Origin of the sequence: Marinilabilia sp. (assembly GCF_016278715.1) — a bacterium.
Classification (GTDB): Bacteria; Bacteroidota; Bacteroidia; order Bacteroidales; family Marinilabiliaceae; genus Marinilabilia.
In genome coordinates, this window is sequence record NZ_JADQBH010000015.1 from 1 (window position 1) to 20536 (window position 20536).

15 protein-coding genes are annotated in these 20536 nt (G+C 40.8%); 8 read left to right on the forward strand and 7 right to left on the reverse strand.

The genetic code is table 11. The features are described 5' to 3' along the window. Positions 1-670 precede the first annotated feature (670 nt). The gene (locus QZZ43_RS00970) at positions 671-1015 is read left to right on the forward strand and encodes a DsrE family protein (protein WP_291855148.1); all 345 of its coding nucleotides are present in this window, start codon (positions 671-673) and stop codon (positions 1013-1015) included. Between the two features lie 136 nt (positions 1016-1151). After that, positions 1152-2705, forward strand: a complete 1554-nt coding sequence (locus tag QZZ43_RS00975; protein WP_291855151.1) for a PAS domain S-box protein — start codon at positions 1152-1154, stop codon at positions 2703-2705. A gap of 196 nt (positions 2706-2901) precedes the next feature. Here the strand turns inward: QZZ43_RS00975 and QZZ43_RS00980 are convergent, their stop codons facing one another. After that, positions 2902-3042 (reverse strand): hypothetical protein, encoded by a 141-nt coding sequence (locus tag QZZ43_RS00980; RefSeq protein WP_291855154.1) that lies wholly within the window; start codon positions 3040-3042, stop codon positions 2902-2904. A gap of 490 nt (positions 3043-3532) precedes the next feature. On the opposite strand from QZZ43_RS00980, the gene QZZ43_RS00985 reads away from it, so the two are divergent. From QZZ43_RS00985 to QZZ43_RS01005, 5 genes are all read left to right on the forward strand, one after another. Further along, positions 3533-5449, forward strand: a complete 1917-nt coding sequence (locus tag QZZ43_RS00985; protein ID WP_291855157.1) for a prolyl oligopeptidase family serine peptidase — start codon at positions 3533-3535, stop codon at positions 5447-5449. A gap of 428 nt (positions 5450-5877) precedes the next feature. After that, on the forward strand, positions 5878-6159 hold the full coding sequence (locus QZZ43_RS00990; protein WP_291855160.1) for a DUF2089 family protein: 282 nt from the start codon (positions 5878-5880) through the stop codon (positions 6157-6159). After that, the gene (locus QZZ43_RS00995; RefSeq protein ID WP_291855162.1) at positions 6156-6761 is read left to right on the forward strand and encodes a hypothetical protein; all 606 of its coding nucleotides are present in this window, start codon (positions 6156-6158) and stop codon (positions 6759-6761) included. Before QZZ43_RS00990 ends, QZZ43_RS00995 begins: the two co-directional genes overlap by 4 nt. 238 nt (positions 6762-6999) lie before the next feature. Then, positions 7000-7215: a DUF5808 domain-containing protein gene (locus QZZ43_RS01000; protein ID WP_291855165.1), complete on the forward strand. Its 216-nt coding sequence runs from the start codon at positions 7000-7002 to the stop codon at positions 7213-7215. A 37-nt stretch (positions 7216-7252) separates the two neighbouring features. Then, complete coding sequence (locus tag QZZ43_RS01005; RefSeq protein WP_291855168.1) at positions 7253-7609, forward strand: hypothetical protein; 357 nt, start codon at positions 7253-7255, stop codon at positions 7607-7609. 68 nt (positions 7610-7677) lie between these two features. Here QZZ43_RS01005 and QZZ43_RS01010 read toward each other — a convergent pair whose 3' ends face one another. The 5 genes from QZZ43_RS01010 to QZZ43_RS01030 form a co-directional block, all read right to left on the reverse strand. Beyond that, a complete protein-coding gene (locus QZZ43_RS01010; protein WP_291855171.1) occupies positions 7678-8667 on the reverse strand; it encodes a hypothetical protein in 990 nt (329 codons plus the stop codon). A 279-nt stretch (positions 8668-8946) separates the two neighbouring features. Continuing rightward, positions 8947-11214 carry a hypothetical protein gene (locus QZZ43_RS01015; protein ID WP_291855174.1) on the reverse strand — a complete coding sequence of 756 codons (2268 nt, stop codon included), beginning with the start codon at positions 11212-11214 and terminating at the stop codon, positions 8947-8949. Positions 11215-11289: 75 nt separating this feature from the next. After that, the gene (locus tag QZZ43_RS01020) at positions 11290-12639 is read right to left on the reverse strand and encodes an FAD-dependent oxidoreductase (protein WP_291855177.1); all 1350 of its coding nucleotides are present in this window, start codon (positions 12637-12639) and stop codon (positions 11290-11292) included. 112 nt (positions 12640-12751) lie between these two features. Next, entirely contained in the window at positions 12752-14074 is a 1323-nt protein-coding gene (locus QZZ43_RS01025) for a DUF2254 domain-containing protein (protein ID WP_291855179.1), read from the reverse strand. Between the two features lie 151 nt (positions 14075-14225). After that, on the reverse strand, positions 14226-16361 hold the full coding sequence (locus QZZ43_RS01030) for a S9 family peptidase (protein ID WP_291855182.1): 2136 nt from the start codon (positions 16359-16361) through the stop codon (positions 14226-14228). A 317-nt stretch (positions 16362-16678) separates the two neighbouring features. Here QZZ43_RS01030 and QZZ43_RS01035 point away from each other — a divergent pair, with 317 nt between their 5' ends. Next, positions 16679-19237 carry an Ig-like domain-containing protein gene (locus tag QZZ43_RS01035; protein WP_291855185.1) on the forward strand — a complete coding sequence of 853 codons (2559 nt, stop codon included), beginning with the start codon at positions 16679-16681 and terminating at the stop codon, positions 19235-19237. Positions 19238-19657: 420 nt separating this feature from the next. Here the strand turns inward: QZZ43_RS01035 and QZZ43_RS01040 are convergent, their stop codons facing one another. Next, on the reverse strand, positions 19658-20536 hold the full coding sequence (locus QZZ43_RS01040; RefSeq protein ID WP_291855188.1) for a mechanosensitive ion channel domain-containing protein: 879 nt from the start codon (positions 20534-20536) through the stop codon (positions 19658-19660).

A 20536-nucleotide genomic window follows, 5' to 3' on the forward strand; every position in this document is an offset into this window, starting at 1 on the left:
GGGTGGCACAACCGGTAGATGTTGTGGAGGAAAGACCTATCCACGTCAAAACAGCAAATGCTGAGAAGATTCCGGTAAGGGTAATGTGTTTCTTTTCGAGCATGACGATTAGGTTTTTGAGAGTGGTAAGTAATTATCGGATTTTTGTCAGATGGCTACTTTCTAAACACTTATCAACTCGTTTTGTTTATCTGAAATTAAATGCGGAGGGTAATATTTAATCAGGTTAATAAAAATTTTTAGTAGGGACACCGCCTTTTTATGTACGATCACCTTTGGAGCCGGAATTCCTTTTGTGTGATGATTGCTAAAGACCTGCAATGCCCATAAGGAACGGGATTCCTTTTTCCGAACAACTTTTTTCAATATTTTTGAATGTGTTTGAGAATGAAGTATTTTTCTTTAACGAAAGCATTCTCCGGGGACTGAAGGGTTTCTGTATATAGAAAGTTTACAAATAGGTTACATCTACGCTGAAGGTTTCGTATATTTCATGTGCTCAGGTCCAGATTCGGGTGTTTAACACGAACAAAACAGGATTCAAAAAATGCATGAACAAATGGAGATATTTCAATGTTTTGATTGTAATACATTTCATATTTAAATTGGATTGCCGGGCTGATTATGAGTTCCACCGGTTGAAGAGTATTAACCTTTAAAATCTTTAGTTATGAGTAAATCAGAAAAGTTGGCCGTAATTTGGTCAAGCAGAGATAAAGACGTTGCAGAAAAAGTCGTTCTTATGTACACGCAGGGAGCGAAAATGAAAGGTTGGTTCGAAGATGTTGTGCTTATTGTTTGGGGGCCTTCAACAAAGCTGTTGGCAGAAGATTCTGAACTTCAGGAAAAAGTAAGTGGTTTGATGAAAGCCGGTGTGAAGGTAAAGGCTTGCAGCGTTTGTGCCGGAGAATACGGTGTTGCTGCAGATCTTGAGAATATCGGACTTGAAGTCATTCCAATGGGAGAACCTTTGACTTCTTATTTGAAGGATGATTGGAAAGTGTTGAGTTTCTGATATTGGAAAGGAAATTGAATGAAGTTTGTTGATCATCACAAAAAATATGTATATTACCAATGGCAATGCTCTTCTATTTTGACCAGTTTCCGGAAGTTCAGGGCCTTGGTTTTTTCAGACAACTTCTTTTTCAGTGATGATGACAAAGCAACTTTCCAATCGGGAACTTGAGCTACGTGTTAAATATCTTGAGAAAAAACTTGGATATTTGGTAGCTGGTTCCGAGCAATCCTCCTTTTGGTCTATGGACCATCGTTTCAGAATTTTGGCCGAAGCTGCACACGAAGGAATTTTTATTCTGGAAGACGGATATTGTGTGGAAGCCAACCTTAGTGGTTGTGATATGTTTGGTTACACCTACGAGGAAATTATAGGAAGAAGTGCCGCTTCGGTTTTTATTTCTGAACATCGTGACCTGGTTAGAGAAAAAATTGTTAGTGGGGATTCAGGAGTTTATGAGGCTATAGGTTTACGCAAAGACGGGTCGGTTTTCCATGCTGAAGTCAGAGGACGTAATTTTGATTATGAGGGTCGGGATTATAGAGTTTCAACGGTTACTGATATCACTTTCCGCCGAAATGCAGAGCAAAAATTAATCGAGAGTGAAAACAAATATCGTTCGGTTGTGGAAAATGCTGCCGACGGTTTATTAATTGGTGATGGGGAGGGTAAAATAATCGATGTGAACGGAAGTTTCCTGAAAATGACCGGATACAAAGCTGACGACCTTCTTTTCAGTCACATTAGTAAGCTCTTTGATCCTGAAGAGTTGAAAGAGAGACCATTGCGTTTTGACCTGTTGGACCTTGGAGAGTCGGTGATTATTCAGAGGGAGATTATTGACAAGTCTGGTGTTCCCATTCCCATTGAGATGAATTCTAAACGAACCAGCAAGGATAATTATCTTGCCGTAGTTCGTGACCTTAGAGAGCGCATTAAAGCAGAAGAGAATCTGAGGTCAGTTAACCGACAACTTAAGGAAGCGAAGAACAAAGCAGAGGAGAGTGACCGTTTGAAATCTGCTTTTCTGGCCAACATGAGTCATGAAATCCGAACTCCCATGAATGGTGTTTTGGGGTTTGCCGAGCTTCTCAAATCCACTGAGTTGAACAGTGCGACCAGGGAAGCTTATCTTGACATAATCATTCAAAGTGGTCAACAATTACTCTGTATTATCAACGATGTTTTGGCTATTTCAAAGATTGAGACCGGACAAATGCCTGTTCAATTTTCCCGGGTTGACCTTCTCTCCATTTTTGAAGAAATTCGCCTATTTTTTGTTCCTGTGGCCAATGAAAGGAATAATAAATTATCTTTTTCTGTTTGTGATGAACAGATCTGTCATTCTTTTGAGTGTGATGAAACCAAGATACGGCAGGTGCTTATTAATCTCATTAATAATGGTTTAAAGTTTACACAGAATGGCCATGTAAAATTTGGAGTTTACAGAGAGAAAGAATGGATGCATTTCTACGTTGAAGATAATGGAATTGGGATTTCTGCAAATAATTTGGAAAGAATATTTTATAGGTTTGTGCAGGTTTCCCGGGGATATAACAATAATCCTAAAGGAACCGGTTTAGGATTGCCCATATCACAAAAGTTGGTAGAGATGATGGGGGGAATGATGCATGTGGATTCGGAACCTGCAAAAGGTTCTGTTTTTCATTTTTTACTGCCTTTACGTTAGCGGAAGGGAAGATTGCTCTCAATGTCATCCGTGGGGGGGTATCCATACGATTATCCATTCTTGCACCAGCATTTCGTTGGAATAAAGAAATAGGCTTTCCTGGTAGTAGATATCAATATGTTAAAACTGCCGGATTTTAAATCAGAATCTTCCGGCCAGGCAGATTGAAACCAGCCCGGACGGAAGTCAGATGTTGTTAATTAATTTTGTCCCACTTGTTGTGTCCGCATACAGGACAGCTGGGCAATTCCTGAGAATCGTTTTCAAGTGTAATTTCTTTACCGCACTTTTTGCATTTGTACGTTCCTTTTCCGGGTTTTTCTCCTGATGTAAACATAATTCGTTTTTTTAATTAGTGTATTGGTGTCTGGGTAAAAGATTGAGATTGCTTCACTATGTTCGCAATGAACAGATTTTTGCAATAGGCAAAAAAATCAAAACTTTAAAAGTTGGCTCTCATTCGCGAATCGATCCATTTGCCCGGGTTAAAATCCCGAAGTTATTCATGTTTGCCACCTGTGGGGACGGCCCTGGCTTGTTGTTAATGCATTGAATGCCAGTGAATTAATGGTGGCCAACCTCAGTGACGGGACATGACATAAAAACTGAAAAACAGCGTCATTGCCACCAAAGCGAAGCAAATTTTTTCAAGAAAAAGTTTCTCAGCACAATAATGAATTATTGTACTGATTGTTTTTTGAAACCTCAAGGTAGTAATTTTCAAAATGATTTTGTTAATTTTATAAGGATTTTTTGAGCATGGGATGTGTTGATATTTAAATAGTTTTTTAATACCTGATTTTTTTACCCATTTAACCTTTACTAGTATGAAGAATTTTAAATCTTTAATTTTTGTTGCTTTTATGGCAGGATTAACAATGACTGGTTGTGGTGGCTCCATCGAAAAAGCCCCGAAATTGCCAATGGAAGATTTTTTCAAAAATCCTGAAAAAACTGCCTATCAGATATCTCCTGACGGGACGTATCTTTCTTATATGGCTCCTTACAAGGATCGCATGAATGTTTTTGTTCAGGAACTGAATGGAGATTCTGCAGTACGTGTAACCTCCGAAACCGCCCGTGATGTTGCCGGTTATATGTGGGCCAACGATAATCGTATTCTTTTCCTGAAAGATACCGGAGGGGATGAGAATTATTCCCTGCACGCTGTGAACCGTGACGGTGCTGATATGAAAGCCCTGACAGAGTTTGAGGGAGTCAGAACTCAGTTAATTGATGAGCTGCGTGACATTGAAGATGAGGTGATTGTTGGTTTAAATCAGCGCGACGCCCGCGTTTTTGACCCTTATCGTCTGAATATTGTGACCGGAGAACTGACCATGCTGGCCGAGAACCCCGGCAATATTCAGGGATGGATGACCGACCACGAAGGCAAATTGAGAGTTGCTATTGGAATCGAAGATGGTGTAAACTCTACATTGCTGTTTCGCGATACCGAAGAGGATACTTTTGAAGTTGTTCTAAAAACCAACTTTAAAAATACGCTGAATCCTAATTTCTTTACTTTCGATAACGAGAAACTTTATGCTGTATCCAACCTGGAGCGGGATAAAGAAGTTCCGGTTATTTTTAATCCCAAAACCGGCGAAATAGAAGAGGTGCTTTATGAAAATGATGAGTACGATGTCTCGGGACTTAGCTATTCACGAAAGAGAAAAGTTCTTACTACTGCTTCCTATACTTCCTGGAAACGGGAACGTCATTTCTTTGATGATGAGACCAAAAAACTTTTTGATCGTCTGGAGCAGGAATTGGGTGATTATGAATTGGGAGTTGTTGATACCGACAGGGAAGAAAAAAAGGTCATAGTACGTACCTACAGCGATCGCTCAATGGGTGCTTATTATCTTTACGATGCGAATACCGATGAGTTAACGAAAATTGCTGATGTAAGTCCATGGCTGGATGAAGATATTATGGCCAAGACGTTGCCCATTAAATATCAGTCACGTGACAGCTTAACTATCCACGGTTACCTCACATTGCCCAAAGGTTATACCATGGAGAATGCCAAAAACCTGCCGGTGGTAGTGAATCCTCACGGAGGACCGTGGGCGCGCGACAATTGGGGATTTAACCCTGAAATTCAATTTTTGGCAAATCGCGGTTATGCTGTTTTGCAGATGAATTTCCGTGGCTCCGTGGGATACGGTAAAGAATTCTGGGAAGCATCTTTCAAGCAGTGGGGGTTGTCAATGCAGAATGATATTACAGATGGTGTAAATTGGTTAATTGAACAAGGAGTTGCCGATCCGGAACGTGTTGCCATTTATGGTGGTAGCTACGGTGGATATGCTACACTTGCCGGTATGACCTTTACTCCGGAACTGTATGCTGCGGGGGTCGATTATGTTGGGGTTTCGAACCTCTTTACATTCCTGAATACCATTCCTCCATACTGGGAACCGCTGTTGGATATGATGTATGAAATGGTAGGACATCCTGAGAAGGACAGCCTGCAGTTGCGACAAACTTCTCCTGTTTTTCATGCTGATAAAATTCAGGCCCCGCTCTTTATTGCTCAGGGAGCTAACGACCCACGGGTGAATAAAGATGAGTCGGACCAAATGGTAGAAGCTCTTAAAGAACGTGGCATAGAGGTGCAATATATGGTAAAAGATAATGAGGGACATGGTTTCCGGAACGAAGAGAATCGTTTTGATTTTTACGGTGCCATGGAGAAGTTCCTTGAAGAACATTTACTGACTGAAGAGGAGAAATAAAGAAACTCCCTTTTTGAAATATAGAAATAAAGGCTGTCTCGAAAGAAATTTTGAGACAGCCTTTTTTTGTTGTTCGTCAACTAAATCCCAGAAATGCGGCGAGGCAATCGCTTCTGAGCTTGAGATAGTGCTAAAACGGTTACTTTTAGTACCGAGGGTGAAATTATGGTGGATTAAGTTGAATTGTAAATGTCTTTTAATATTTTAAAACATTGGTGTCTGGTTAAAATATTGAGATTGCTTCACCCCCCTCAAACCTGTTTAAAACCAGTAGAACGTTGTCATTGCGATCGCGAGGCACGAAGCTGGAAGCAATCTTTTTTCAAAAAAAGTTTTCCGGACAATTGTGATTTTTAAAATAAATAAAATTAAATGATAACTTGACAAAGTTAAAGTATTGTTTTATTTTTGAAATAAAAATTTTAGCAATGGAAAAGAAATTACCAATAATGTGTCCGGGATGTGGTGGAAGTCTAATGGTTAAGAGTCTCTATTGTGAATCGTGTGAGACCACGATATCCGGTTCTTTTAGCCTACCGCTATTTCTAAAACTGGGACAAAAAGAACAGGATTTTATTATGGAGTTTGTTCAAAGTAGTGGAAGCCTTAAGCAGATGGCAAAATCGTTAAAACTGAGCTATCCTACGGTTCGGAATATGCTGGATGATTTAATTGAAAAAATAACCCAACTAAAAACAGAAGATTTATGAAACCAAGTAAATTATTTAACCCTTTTGAGGAAATTGCGGGAGCCAAAGCCTTATTTTTTGGTTTTGTAGTAATGCTTATAACCGGATTAACAGGCTATTTCAGCTTTACTCATTTCCCGGATATGATATCCATAAAATACATTCCGGAGTACCTGCCGCTTAGCTATTACTTTGTGCAGCAGGTTGTAATCTGGTTAATTCCATCTTTGATATTTTATGTTTTTGCCTTGATTGGTTCATCATCGTCAGTCAGGGTGGTGGATATTTTCGGCACCATGGCTCTGGCCCGTTTTCCTTACATCATTGCCGCTGTGTTGGGATTTTCAGGTTCCATGAAACGGTTTGGAGATTACCTTATGGCGCTGTTTATGGAACACGATACTACAGCAACCATATCAACTTTTGATATCGTGACAGCGATAGTGGTCATGTTTCTGATGCTACTTCTCACCGTTTGGCTGGTTGCGCTGATGTACAATGCATTTCGTATTTCTTCGAACCTCAAAGGAGGAAAAGCAGTTGGACTTTTTATTGCCGGTCTTTTTATATCCATTATCGCGACTATGTTGGTTAATATATGGTTGTATGGACTGTGGGCTTGAGCGGATTTAGTAGTAGGTTGGTCTTGTTGGTAGGGATACCGTTATGCCAATTTTAAAAAGATGAAAAGGGAAATTGATAAACATGAAATTTATAAGAAATGAGACGAGCATGATATTTTAAGCATAAATATCAAAAAATAATATGTTTAAATATATTATGCGAGAGTGAAGTGGTTCTTCCGATCAGTCGGAATTCTCAAAATTTTATTTCTTTAGGTAATTAAAAAATTTTAAACGGATGAAAACAAAACTTGATAAAGAGATTCTGGAGGCAATGAGAAGAAATCCTAATAATTGGAAAGGTATTTTTTATTTCAATCCTAAAGACCCGGGACTTATTGTTCCTAAGTTATACCATTCAATGGGTTGGACTTTAAATTTTGGAAGCCCATATAGTTATATATTTATAATTGTTGTCGTTTTAATTATTATTGCAACCCAATATTTTAACTAATGGAAAACTACATGAAAGCGTTAATCTGTACATTGCATTGAATGTCTTTGTATTTGGACTATTTTCACAAACCAGTATTGATTCTGTTTCTTCAGAATCAGAAATGCTATTGAAAACTTCAACAGGCGAGATTTCTGGAACATTAACAATTTCTAATAATGACAAACCCTCTCCAATAGTTCTTATTATTGGTGGTTCGGGCCCAACCGATAGAGATGGTAATTCTCCTTTGGGGCTTCAGACAAATGCTTATAAAGTGCTTTCAGAAAGTTTGGCTGAAAATGGGATTTCATCATTGAGATTTGATAAACATGGAATAGGCAAAAGCAAACCAGCAATGACGAGCGAAAGTGAGTTAAGGTTTGAAACATATTTCATAAGGACTATAAAATAAAGAAAACGTACAACATAGCTGTGATACGACCGACGCGGCATCCACAGCTTATTCAGCCTGGCTTTCATCTACAATTGTACCGAGACCTTTCGGATTTGCCGGGTGTCTTTCACTTCGGTTTTTTCCTGAGGGCCTGTATTTCTAAGTTTTACAAACCGATTGAGCAGATCGAACCAAAATGGTGCGCCCAGTGAGAGGGCTATGACTGTCAGCAGACAACCAAAAATATAGATAAACCAGTCGGATGGACTTTTTAGATTCAGTCCGATTTCCAGAATCGAACCTGTTTCTCCTGCTTCTGACAAAAGGATCTGCATTTGGGTGTTCAGGCTGTCAAGTTTAGCAAGATTGTTTTGGTTTGTGTGGTTTACCAAACTGTAGCTTTGGATATAATTTCCGGCAGCTTCCACCATTTCCACTCTGGCTTTTTTATCCGAACCCAGCTTCCTGCTAATTTCAATGGTGTTCAGGTTAAGTGGAAATACAATCAGAATTGCAGCAATTAGTGTAATTAGCTGAGTTTTTCGCTTGTACCATCCACTGGCCCGATCCATTGTGTCGTTGAACCACTGAGCAGACAATTCTTTAAATTTTTCTATGTCCTCATTGGCCTCATCAAGCATATTGATGATGAGTTTGTGGGTCGGGTTTTCTGGATTTAGTTTTTCTTTCAGAGAGGAGAGGTTGGTGTTTTCCGACCAGGTATAATCAAGTGTATTGAGCAAAGCCCGGGCAAAAGTTGTCGGCTTGATGTATGACGGGCAACGCTCCTTTCCGTTTCGGGTGATTCGGCCCAGAAAACGAATTTCCGGTTGATTGAGGAATTTTTCGCTCAGGTCGTTTTCCAGTTTGTTTTCAGGGGTTTTGAGCGGATTATCTTTCGGGTTTTCAGGAAAAGAGTTGTTGTCAAGCATCCGCAGAATAGCAATCTTGAGGTTTTTTCCCCGCAACTTTAAAAAAGTGGAAAAAATTTCTGTGGATACAGTGGCAATAAGACTGTAAATGGCATAAATAAAAGCCAGGCCAATGGCCACATCCAGGGCTGGATTGTTAATCATGTTTTTGTTTTTTATTTGAATTTTTCACTTATCGGATATTAATGTAATAACAATATTCGAAAAAATATTTAATCCTTTTTGAGATTGCTTCGCTTCACTCGCAATGAACTGTTTTTAATGAAATTGTAGTTGGCTGGGAGGCCTGTCATTGCAAACGTCGTGAAGCAATCTCCAGCTTCCAGCTACTTTTGCCTTTTTTCTTATAGATGGAGACTAAGCGCTAACGGCTAATAGCCAGGCGCTAACACTAACAACTATATACAGCTAACTTTTAAAAATCTATCCCCCTATCAAAAGAGCTTCCTTTTTGTTGTTATCATCCGGATAGATAATAGTCAACGTATTGACTACTGATCCTAACATTAAAGGGCTTTCCTTTGTTATGCTTTCCAGGATGAAATACCCCAACCATCGCTGGGCAAAGCCTGAAGAGTCTTTTACAACGGAATGAAACGCTTTAAAAAAGAATTTCAGGACAGATTCCTCCAAATCTGGTTCAAGAATCTTTTTGTTCCGAAGACGGTCGTTCAGTAGATTGATGGCTGAAATCAGTTCCTGAAAATGCTTGAAGGTTCTGTTGTTTGCGATGCTCATAAAGCTATCGGTTCCAGAGGTGTTTTGATTTTGTATTTGAGTAATCTCATAATGTCTCCATCTCTTATATTTATCAGTGTATAGTGGTTGATCAAGATGATTCATGATATCTTTTCCCTGAAATGCGCTCATAATTAAGGGTGTGTAAAATTCTCTCCGGGCTGACATGAGCAGACTTCTTTTATCGAAATTGTTGGGTAGAATCGAAGCTGCCATTACATTACTGATTGCTTCCACAGAGGCATTGTGTGAAAGGGCGTGGATGGTTTGTGGAAAAATACCGTGAGGAATATGGAGTTTGCATTCATATTCCACATCTCTGTTCTTTAAGAGGTTGTTCCATGTGGATGCGAAAAACTCACTAAGTTCTTCTTCTCCAAAGATATTCCAGACTAGGGCTGTTTGCAGAAACCGGTGCAGGTCTTTTTTGTCCCATGGACGTATTCGTCGGTCGCTCTTTTTGGATGTTAACGTAAAATTATATTCAAGCTCGTTGTAAGTCAGGGGGTTTTTGGGTGTGGGGGTTTCAGCATCCAGAGAAGCTTCAATGGTCACTTCCTCCCCAAAAACAGTAACCACTTTTTCATCCAGGAAGGACAGCTTGATCAGACGGTCGGCTTTTAGGCCAATGTTTTTTTCGTCGTATTGATAGATTTGCTTTGAAGCTGATTTCAGGGCCATATTGCCCAGTGATATACCAAAAGAGAATTGTTCTTCTATGGAGAGGTTTTTCTCCAAAAGATAATTTTTAACCTCGATACCCGGAAGGTGGTTGCGGGCTGCCGAAATGAGGTTGCTGATACTTAAGGTGAGAACGTTTTTCAATTCACTGGTCAATACTTCTTTGGAGAGACGTGCTTCGAACAGGGTACCAGTTGATTGAATCTTTCGATATTCGTATGCTATTCCGGCTGTGATACTTTTGGATATGATGTTGAAAACTTTTTCCCTTGCTGCAGCAATTTCCAATTTCCAGGCTTCAAATCGTTCTTTGAGTTGAGCCAGGTCAGTCCCGTTAAACGCGATGTTTTCTGCCAGGCGGATCAGGTAATGGTCTTGTTCTATTTCTTCTGCTTTTTGGAGTATGGTTTCTATTTCAGTCAGTGGTTTCCCGAGATATTTTTCAAAATAGTCGTCAATAAGTTCATTCACTTTTATAACATCCGCATCAATCAGCATAACGGATAATGTACCGGAAACTTCAAAGTTTTTCTCTCTTTGTTGGTTCTTTTGGAGTAAAAGTGTAAAACTGGTATCGTTCTTTTTGGCAATAAGAATTTTAAACGAGTCATTTTTGACCGCTTTAAACCTTATGCCGGCCGAAGGATTAATTTTAAGTGGTACTTTTGAACCTGAGCTTGTAAGTGCAAACACCGGGGAGAAGGCCATCGAAATCAGTTTTAGAATGTTTATAGAAACTTCAAAATCAAGGTTCCCGATGAGTGAATATATCAGGGCATCATTGGGTTTCAAAGTGTCCCAGAACGATGAATCTCCGGATTGGGTCAGCAGGTTTTTGTAATCTGTCAGGTCTGTTTTTAGGGCATTTCCGATTGTAGTTGAGTTGGCGTGTGTGGTAATTTGTGACAGTTCAACCGACCCGCTGGCACCAATTTCAAATCCCATGATGTCACTTAAAGTAAGTGTTCCGGAACTTTTCATCTGTCCGCGTAGAGAGTAATGAACCAGGGATTGATTTTTGAGAATTTCGAATAACTCCTCGCTGCTGAGATAGGAGGCTTCCCATTCATCTCTTAAATCCGCTTCTTTATTTATCACCCTGATGGTGAAGTCTGCTTCTGTGTCCACTTGAATTAACAGTTTCCGGTTGATGACCGGAACGGAAAATTCCTTTGCATTGGAAAATTTCAATTTATCATACACAATAAGAGGCGCCTTCAGGATCAAGTTCTTAAAGGGGCGATCTATAGGCAGTAATTCGATCAGGTTCATAAGTATAAGATTTTAAGCGAACTAAGTTAATTAAGATTTTTGGGTGAAGAAGGATTTTTCCTTTTCAGCCAGGCGTCAGATTATTCTTCGCGCCGCTACCTGCACCGGATCCCATACTTGAGAAAACGGAGGTGCATAAGAGAGATTCAGGTCAATTACCTGTTGTGCAGTCATTCCGGCAGTTATAGCTGTGGCGATGGTGTCAATGCGTTTGCCTGCCCCCCGAAAGCCAACAATCTGTCCGCCCAGCAGACGGCCACTTTGCTTTTCGGCCACTAATTTTACACTGACTTTTCCAGTCCCGGGATAGTAACCTGCAATGGTTGATGCTTCAATTGAGGCGGTTTTAATGTCAATGTTCAGGTCGCCGGCTTCTTTTTCAGATAGTCCCGTGCGTGAAATCTCCAGATCTTTAAATTTTGTGATGGCGGTACCTGCAACCCCCGGAAATTCCTGGTTACCTCCGCTAATATTGATTCCGGCCACCAATCCATGTTTGTTGGCAATGGTTCCAAGGGCAATGTGAACCTGCTTGTGGGTGATCAGATGGAAGGATTCGGCACAGTCGCCTGCTGCCCAGATATGGGTGATGGAAGTTTCGAGGTTCTTATTGACTTGAATGGCATTTCCGGCTCCTGTTTTAATGCCAGCATTAGCTGCCAGCTCAGAATTGGGTTTCACACCCATTCCAAGAATTACCAGATCGGCAGGAATGGTTTGTTTATCAGTGATTAATGATTTTATTTTACTTTCAGCATCCGTTTCAAAGGCCGAAAGCTTTTCTTGGGTAAAGACTTTTATTCCTTCCTCTTTCATCTTTTCCTCAATGAGGTCTGCCATCTCCTTGTCAAGGGTAGTCATTACCTGAGGTGCCATATCTATGAGGGTGACCATCATGGAACGCTCCTGCAGGACTTCTGCCATTTCGATGCCAATATAGCCACCGCCAATGATGACTGCATGGGTCGGCTTTTCTTTGTCAATGTAGTTGAAAACATCGATACCGCTTTGTAACGTCGATAGGGCAAAAATGCCGTGGGCGTCAAATCCTTTAATATCGGGAACCATTGGAGATGCGCCCGTTGCAATCAGCAAATCATCCCACGATTCCCAAAATTCCTTTGCCCCATCAAGGTCGGTTACCTTCACACGCTTATTGGTCGTATCAATCTTTGTTACTTCATGGTGGATACGAACGTCAATATTATATTTTCCTCTGAAAACTTCCGGACTGCGGGATATCAGGTGTTCAGATGACTTCACTTTTCCACCAATAAAATAGGGCATGCCACACGCAGAATAAGAAGTGTGATTTCCACGTTCAAATACAACAATATCACGGTCGGGCTGTTCTCGTCTCACTTTGGAGGCTGCACTCATGCCGGCAGCATCGCCCCCTATTACAACCAGTTTATTGTTTTTCATCCGTATAAAATTTGTTTAATTATAAATCTGATGACACATTAATGGTTGATTTTAAACATGTTTTTTTTTCGGATACACGCAACTATTTGTGAGAATCTTTGCCATGTCTGTATCACCTTGTCTGCTGATTTTGAATGAGTATTTTAAACCTTTCTTTCATATCTTCCAGGTCTCTGTTCTCCAGAAATGTTCTTTCCGCTGCTTTCATAACCATTTCCGCATGTTGAAAGATTTGTTGTTTTTGATTGTTGGTTCGGGCAAATGAGTTGATGGTAATCATTGCTTCCAGCAATCTTATCATCACAGAAGGACTTTTTTCCGCATATTGTCTTATTTGGCTAAAGGAAGCATTCAGCATGCCAGGGAATGTGTGGTTATCTGCGATTAGTCTCAGATTGTCTTCAGAGTCATATCGATAGGATGAAGGGAATTTTACCTGCGTAAGATAACACATTACCGATGTTAAATTATCGATACATGCGATAGCAGTGTAAGGATCGTTAATCCCCGGCGATAATGCTCTACATGCTACTTCGACCATTTGATGTATTGAAAATTCAGCATCCTGAAGAGGGGTTCGAACTTTTCCTATAATGAAATCATTGAATACCTCTTTTTTGTTTTCATCGCCGAATTCTTCGTTGCCCAGCACTTCGCAGATTATCATATCTTTAACCAAGAAATCGCCGGGTCGGTGATGCAGAATTAAGACACAATTATTTTCAGTTGCAATATTCATCAGCCCTTCGCCATCAACAGATTGTAGATAGCCACTTTTTAAAGATTGGATTTCCTGTTTGAAAGAAAATTTCTTTTTAAGCGTATCGATTTCAGGCGTTGGTTTTTCTTCATCTCCATGACCAATATTATCCGGGAAAAGCCTTCTTAAACTTTTCGACATAGCTTCTGAAATATCATAAATAACTTTGTCGGCTTGGATACTAAAGGAAACATGATGGATGAATATCACCAACAGAATTATTCCTGCAATGGCTGAACCCAGGGCTGCAATTACTGAGATAGCCGGAATAAATTGAAAACTTTCATTTTCTTTCAATGAGCTAAGAACAATAAGACAGTAAACAAATGATGAAACATAACTGCCCAATACAATCTGGTTGAGTTTATCGTACATGAAATTTCGGACAAGGCGGGAACCCAGTTGAGAGGAGGCCAGCGTCAGAACCACCAGCGTAATGGAAAAAACTGTTCCGGCTACACCTATCATGGCACCGGCTATTATGGTGAGGATACTGCGTGCGGAATCAATACTGGCAGGCAAAAGATATCGTAAGATACCCTCGGGATTGTAATGAGTCTGACTGTCAAAATAAATAAAACCAACAGCTGAGGCAATAGCAAATGAAAGCATTAGAATGGGGACAAACCAGAAACTTGAATTCAGTTTTTCCCAGAAATATTTAACTTTTTGCATATAATTTGGATTGTTTATTCCTGATTAATCAATAATCAATGGTGTCCGGCAAAAGAAAAGAGAGTGCTTCACTTCCTTCGCATGATGTTGCGAGTGAAATGAAGCAACCTAACCTCTAACTTCCAGCCTCTAATTTCCACTCTGCTTTCCGTTATTCTTCAATGCCTTCCAGTTTCAGCAGAAAGGCATAATCGAGGGCCGTTTCCCGATACCTGCGAAATCTTCCAGACGCGCCTGAATGGCCAGCTTCCATATTTGTTTCTAGTAGGATGAGGTTTTCACTGAGGTTAACATCCCGCAGTTTAGCTACCCATTTTGCCGGTTCCCAGTATTGTACCTGCGAATCGTGCAGTCCGGTAGTGACAAGCAGATTGGGATAATTCCGGGGTTCAATATTATCGTATGGAGAATAGGACAGTATGTAGTCGTAATGCTCCTTAATATTTGGATTTCCCCATTCGTCATATTCTCCTGTGGTCAGGGGAATTGTTTCGTCGAGCATGGTGGTCACTACATCTACAAAAGGAACGGCTGCCACTACGCCGTTAAACAATTCGGGTTCCATATTGATGATAGCTCCCATAAGCAGGCCACCCGCACTACCACCCATAGCGTATAACTTTTCGGAGGTGGTATATTTTTTATTGATAAGGAAATGTGCACAATCGATGAAATCGGTAAAAGTATTTTTCTTCTTCATCATTTTCCCTTCTTCGTACCATTCACGACCGTAAATTTGTCCACCACGGATATGAGCAATGGCATAAACAAATCCTCTGTCAAGCAGACTCAGGCGTGCCGAACTGAAATAGGGCTCAATGGTATTGCCATATGATCCATATCCATACAACAGCAATGGATTATTGCCTTCGGGGTCTATGCCTTTGCGGTAAACCAGGGTGACAGGAATACTGGTGCTGTCCCTGGCCGTTGCAAACACCCGTCTGGTTTCGTAATCTTCCTTATTGAATGGGCCGAGTACCTCCTGCTCTTTCTTCAGTTCTTGTTCATGGGTTTCCATATCATAATCGATAACGGAGTAGGGGGTGGTCATACTGCTGTATCCGTACCGGAGTTTTTTGCTGTCAAACTCCGGATTGGTGGATATGCCTGCAACATAGGCTTCTTCCCCAAAATCAATGTAGTGTTCATCACTGTCATCCCAGGGCATTACCCGTATCTGAGTGAGACCTTCCCGGCGCTCCTGTACCACAAGATAATCGTTGAAAATCTCGATGCTTTCCAGATAGACTTCCTTCCTATGCGGTATCACTTCTTTCCAGTTTTCCTTTCCCGGAGAGGAGACGGGAACTTCCATCAATCTGAAATTGGGCGCATCAAGATTGGTCAGAATGAAAAATTTGTCCCCGAAATGATATGGGTGATATTCAAGTTCCTTTTCCCGGGGATGGACCACCGCGAAAGTTCCTTCGGGAGTTGTGGCGTCAAGCAGACGGTATTCGGTTGATAGGGTGCTGTGTGAGCTAATAATGATGTACTCGTTGGATTTACTTTTGTGTACATAGCACGAGTAGGTTTCATCACCCTCATAAAACACCTCCTGGTCTTTACTTTGCAGTTGGTCTATGTTGTGTCTGAGTATCCTTTCTGAGCGTAGTGTTTCCGGATTTTTTACCGGATAGAAAACCGTTTTATTGTCTGCTGCCCAGCTACAACCGCCACTGGTGTTGCTGAGTGTGTGGGGCAGTATCTCTCCGGTTTTCAGATTTTTAAAATAGATGGTATAGTTCCTTCGGCTTACCGTGTCGATACTGTAGGCTATCAGCTTATTGTCAGGGCTGACACTGGTGCTTCCGATATCAAAATAGTCATATCCACGGGCCATTTCATTGCCATTGAGAAGAATCTCTTCTTTGGCATCCAATGATTCCTTCTTACGGCAATAGACCGGATATTCACCACCTGACTCATACCGTACGTAATAAAAGTATCCGTTTTCTTTGTATGGCACGGTGCTGTCGTCCTGCTTGATGCGTCCAACGATCTCTTCATACAGTTTGTCCTGCAGTTCTTCGGTATCTTCCATCACGGCCCGGGTGTACTCATTTTCGGCTTCCAGGTAATTTATCACGGCTGTATCATCCCGTTCCCTTAACCAATAGTAGGGATCGGTGCGGGTTTCCCCGTGAATGGTCAGTGTTTTGGGAATTTTTTTCGCATCCGGTGGTTCAGGGGTTTTGGTGGTTTGACAGGAATTCCATCCAAAAGTCAGGATGACGGAGGTTAAGGCAACTGTTAATGGCCTGTAAGAAAAAAAACGTTTCATAAAATTTTTAATTGAATTAACAGTAGTATTTATTGTTTGTCAGTGAATAAAGATAAAATTTATTTCTTTGGCTTTCAATAGAATTGGATATGCAAAGTTTTGCTATCTAACTCCTTTCATGTTTAAAAACGTGGGGTGCGGCCCAAACTATTCTTTCTGTCACCAATGAAGTGGTTTTTTCCTTTTTGTTCAGAGGATATTATTACCACATTTTCGTTGGTCCAGGGATCTGGGACATAAACATCGGGGAGACATTTTATCCTACTCTCCGGATGATAATAAAATCGTATCTTAGTAGAGAATTAACATGGGGTTTTATGAAAAAGCTGGTTTTACTTCTTATCCTGATTATGTCAGGACTGATAGCATCTGCACAAACATCAGAAGAACATTCTGTCCCTTTTTCAACAGACTCCGCACATCTTACCATCTGGAATGGCAGTGAATATATTCCGTTTTTTCTGAAAGGGATGAATCTCGGGGTTGCAGTTCCCGGAACCTTTCCCGGCCAGATAGCAGCTTCACGTGAGCAATACGCAAGTTGGTTCGAAGACATCAAAGAAGCAGGTTTCAACAACATCAGACTTTATACTTTGCATTATCCCCGGTTTTATGAGGTTCTGGATTCCTTCAACCTTGCCAATTCTGAAAATCCGTTGCTCTTTTTTCAGGGCGTCTGGCTAAATGAAGCTTTGCCCGGATATGAAGACGATTTGTATTTTATGACCGATACTTTCCGGGTTGAAATGGAGGAAAATATTGATTGTGTCCATGGGAACCGCGTTATTTCTGTCAGACAGGGGAAAGCTTTCGGAGATTATACGCACGATGTTTCACAATGGTGCCTGGGATATATTATCGGTCGGGAAATACATCCCGGAGAAGTACTTACTACCAATGAAAACCATTCGGCGGAGACCCGTTTTGAGGGAGAGCATTTTTCCATCACTGATGCCAGTCCTGCAGAGGTGTGGTTTACCGAAAAACTGGATCATTTGGTGGGTTATGAATTTCAGAACTACAACACACAACGACCTGTAAGTGTGTCGAGTTGGCCCACGCTGGATCCGCTGGCCCATCCGGAGGAGGGAAACGAATATGAAGATTCGGCTTCTTTGGATTTTTCAAAAATTGAGGTGAAATATGCACCCGCCGGAATGTTCATCAGTTATCATGCCTATCCTTATTATCCGGATTTTATCAGTATGCAATCCAACTATCTGGAATATTCTGACCAATATGGTCTCAATAGTTATCTGGGCTACCTGACCGAACTAAAATCGCACTACCACCGGTTCCCCGTCATTATCGCGGAGTATGGTGTGCCCTCAAGCTGGGGAATTGCACATTATGCGACTTCGGGGATGAATCAGGGAGGCTTTGATGAACAGAATCAGGGAGAAACCAACATCAGAATGCTGAGAACCATGGAACAAAGCGGGTGCGGCGGAGGGATACAGTTTGCCTGGATTGACGAATGGTTCAAGCCGACGTGGATTACCGACCCGGTGGATTATGATCCCCAAAGCAGGATTTTATGGCACAATGTTACTGCTGCCGAACAGAATTACGGATTGCTAAAGTTTGAGAAGACAAAGATGGTTACTTCTCTGAGTACCTTTGATGAAACCTCGGCTATTACAGAGCTGAAAGCTGAGATCAATTATGCATTTTTTGAGTTGGAAATAGGACTGAAAAACCCCCTGGATATTCCGGATGAGATGTGGGTTACTTTTGATACCTATGGTGAAAACCTGGGAGAGTCGCTTTTGCCAAACGGTGTGGAAATTCCCTCCCGGGCTGAATTTTATCTGCACATTACCAATCATTCTGCTAATCTGTATGTCACAGAAGCTTATGACATTTACGGGATCTGGCACGGGGTATCAGAGCCCGAACAGCAATTCCGGTCAGTTTCCACCGATGGGGCTCCCTGGTACATTGTTCGTTGGAAAAACAACTACAGTCATTCCGATGTCCAGTACATTGGCAGTTTGCAGTTTAATTATGGCTTCCAGAATGCTTCGTCCAAAGATGCCGTTACACTCTATGATGATAAAATTGCTGTTAGAATTCCCTGGTCGCTGCTGAATGTGGTTGCACCCGACAAACGTATCGTACTGCATGACGATAGAAGGACGCCTGAGACTGAAGATATGGTGTCTGACGGATTTCGTATTGCCGCCTACTATCATTCGCAGTGGTACGATACTGAACAACGGTTTGCCTGGGAGACCTGGAATTCTATTGACACAGAAACCATTTCAGAAACCAAAAAAGCCTCTTTTCAGGTAATGAAAGATCGGTTGCCGGATTTTAACTCTTCCGCCATTGCCGTACTTGACAGTTTCGATTTTACAAATGATATTTTCCCTGTTGTGGTCAATACCGGGGAGGGAGTGTTGAAAAACGATTTCGATATTGACGGAAATTTTCTGGTGTCTTTGATGAGCGAACCACCTGTTCACGGAACGGTGGAGTTGCACAGTGATGGCTCTTTTATTTATCAGGCCAAAAGAGGTTTTAGTGGTTTTGACACATTTAAATATTGTCTTTTTGATGGATATAGCCTGTCACAACCGAATTTTGTGGTTCTTAAGGTAGCAGGGAGTAAAACAGATTACGAGGATGGTGCTTCCGACGGTAAAGAACTCCTTGAAGTATATCCGAATCCCACATCAGGCAAAATTTACATTAAAACAGCCGTTGTTTTTGAAGAAATAATGGTGTTCGCGCCCTCCGGAGCGTTGCTCGAAACTCATACTCCTACGACAAAAAACTTTGATATTGACCTTTCTCGTTTCAAGCCGGGCATATTCCTTATTGTAGCCAAATGGGAGGATGAGTATATTTCGAAGAAAGTGATGAAGGATTGAGAAGCCCGGAAGTAAGAAGGTAAATTATGAGTGGGCATGGGGCATAGGGCATGGGGCTATTTAGGTGTTAATTATCCCATAAACAATGGTTTGGTGATGGTGATTTCTTGTTGGAGTTCGTTTGAAATGCCCCTGGCGCTTCCTATTAAAAGTCTTTCATATTTAAAAAAGATTATGAAGGTTTGTATTCAAACGAAGACACTTTGTAATGCCCCTAAAATTTTTTACATGTGCTCTGTTAACAGTTCCCTGGTTTTTTGTTTTAATTGACCTATATTTTATTACCAAAGCGCTCGTCTTCGCGGGCGAAAACCAAAACCTCTGGAATTCTGATTACAAGGAAAGAATGACCTACCCATTCTGGAAAAGCGAGAAAACAGAATCAGCTATTTGTCAATTTGAAATGGTTTAAATTTTTTTCTATTTATTTGCCTCAACTTCCGGGTTCATGGGACTTGACGGGTCATAATTTTTTAATTCAATAACAGATGCCGGCAGACTGAAACCGTGGGCAATTAATGCCGCTAAAACATTATTCATAACATGTGAGCGGATAATATGATGTGCCGTTCGCCGGGTGGTTCGAAATGTATCAACCCAGAACATCACCTTAATATTTATGGTGCTGGTAGCCAGTTCATCGATAAAAACTGTGGGTTTTCGTTCGCCTTTTAAAACCCCCTCAACATGGGTTGCAGTATCAAGTATTACCCTCATGGCCTCAGTTGGATTGTTTTCGTAGGCAATTCCAACAATAAATTCATATCTCAAAAAACCATCAATGGTATAATTGAACATTGGATTTTTAAGAATTATGGAGTTGGGCAAGAAAACATCCTTGCCATCGGTCGTTTTTATTTGTATTTCGCGGATGTTAATATCTTTTACGAAACCAATAATATTTTCCACTTCAATTAGATCATCCAGCTTGAATGGACTTTTAAAGGCAAGGATGATTCCTGCCAAAAAATTCTCGCCAATATCTTTTAATGCAAAACCAACAACAAATGCCAGCAGTCCTGCCCCGGCCAAAATTTTGTTGGTAAAAGAATTGAGCCCCAGAAAATAAAGGGTTATCAATACAACAATTGTTTTCAGGGCAAAGCTGATAATTTGAGATATGAATGTTGCCGTTATCGGATTGGTTGATTTTCTGTTAATTCGTCTTTTAATTCTGCTCTTAATAAAAGCGGTTATCAAAAAACCTGTAACGACGAATAAAATGACAAATCCAAGATTTATGTAATTCAGTTTAAAGTATTGAATCACATCGTAATAGAATTCAACGGTTTTTTCCAT

What these genes read in the sequence shown, in the direction of transcription:
- QZZ43_RS00975 (WP_291855151.1), top strand. Translation starts at nt 1,152, where the DNA reads ATGATGACAAAGCAACTTTCCAATCGGGAACTTGAGCTACGTGTTAAA.
- QZZ43_RS01035 (WP_291855185.1), top strand. Translation starts at nt 16,679, where the DNA reads ATGAAAAAGCTGGTTTTACTTCTTATCCTGATTATGTCAGGACTGATA.
- QZZ43_RS01000 (WP_291855165.1), top strand. Translation starts at nt 7,000, where the DNA reads ATGAAAACAAAACTTGATAAAGAGATTCTGGAGGCAATGAGAAGAAAT.
- QZZ43_RS01040 (WP_291855188.1), bottom strand. Translation starts at nt 20,536, where the DNA reads ATGGAAAAAACCGTTGAATTCTATTACGATGTGATTCAATACTTTAAA.
- QZZ43_RS01030 (WP_291855182.1), bottom strand. Translation starts at nt 16,361, where the DNA reads ATGAAACGTTTTTTTTCTTACAGGCCATTAACAGTTGCCTTAACCTCC.
- QZZ43_RS00985 (WP_291855157.1), top strand. Translation starts at nt 3,533, where the DNA reads ATGAAGAATTTTAAATCTTTAATTTTTGTTGCTTTTATGGCAGGATTA.
- QZZ43_RS00990 (WP_291855160.1), top strand. Translation starts at nt 5,878, where the DNA reads ATGGAAAAGAAATTACCAATAATGTGTCCGGGATGTGGTGGAAGTCTA.
- QZZ43_RS00995 (WP_291855162.1), top strand. Translation starts at nt 6,156, where the DNA reads ATGAAACCAAGTAAATTATTTAACCCTTTTGAGGAAATTGCGGGAGCC.
- QZZ43_RS00980 (WP_291855154.1), bottom strand. Translation starts at nt 3,042, where the DNA reads ATGTTTACATCAGGAGAAAAACCCGGAAAAGGAACGTACAAATGCAAA.
- QZZ43_RS01010 (WP_291855171.1), bottom strand. Translation starts at nt 8,667, where the DNA reads ATGATTAACAATCCAGCCCTGGATGTGGCCATTGGCCTGGCTTTTATT.
- QZZ43_RS01025 (WP_291855179.1), bottom strand. Translation starts at nt 14,074, where the DNA reads ATGCAAAAAGTTAAATATTTCTGGGAAAAACTGAATTCAAGTTTCTGG.
- QZZ43_RS01015 (WP_291855174.1), bottom strand. Translation starts at nt 11,214, where the DNA reads ATGAACCTGATCGAATTACTGCCTATAGATCGCCCCTTTAAGAACTTG.
- QZZ43_RS01020 (WP_291855177.1), bottom strand. Translation starts at nt 12,639, where the DNA reads ATGAAAAACAATAAACTGGTTGTAATAGGGGGCGATGCTGCCGGCATG.
- QZZ43_RS00970 (WP_291855148.1), top strand. Translation starts at nt 671, where the DNA reads ATGAGTAAATCAGAAAAGTTGGCCGTAATTTGGTCAAGCAGAGATAAA.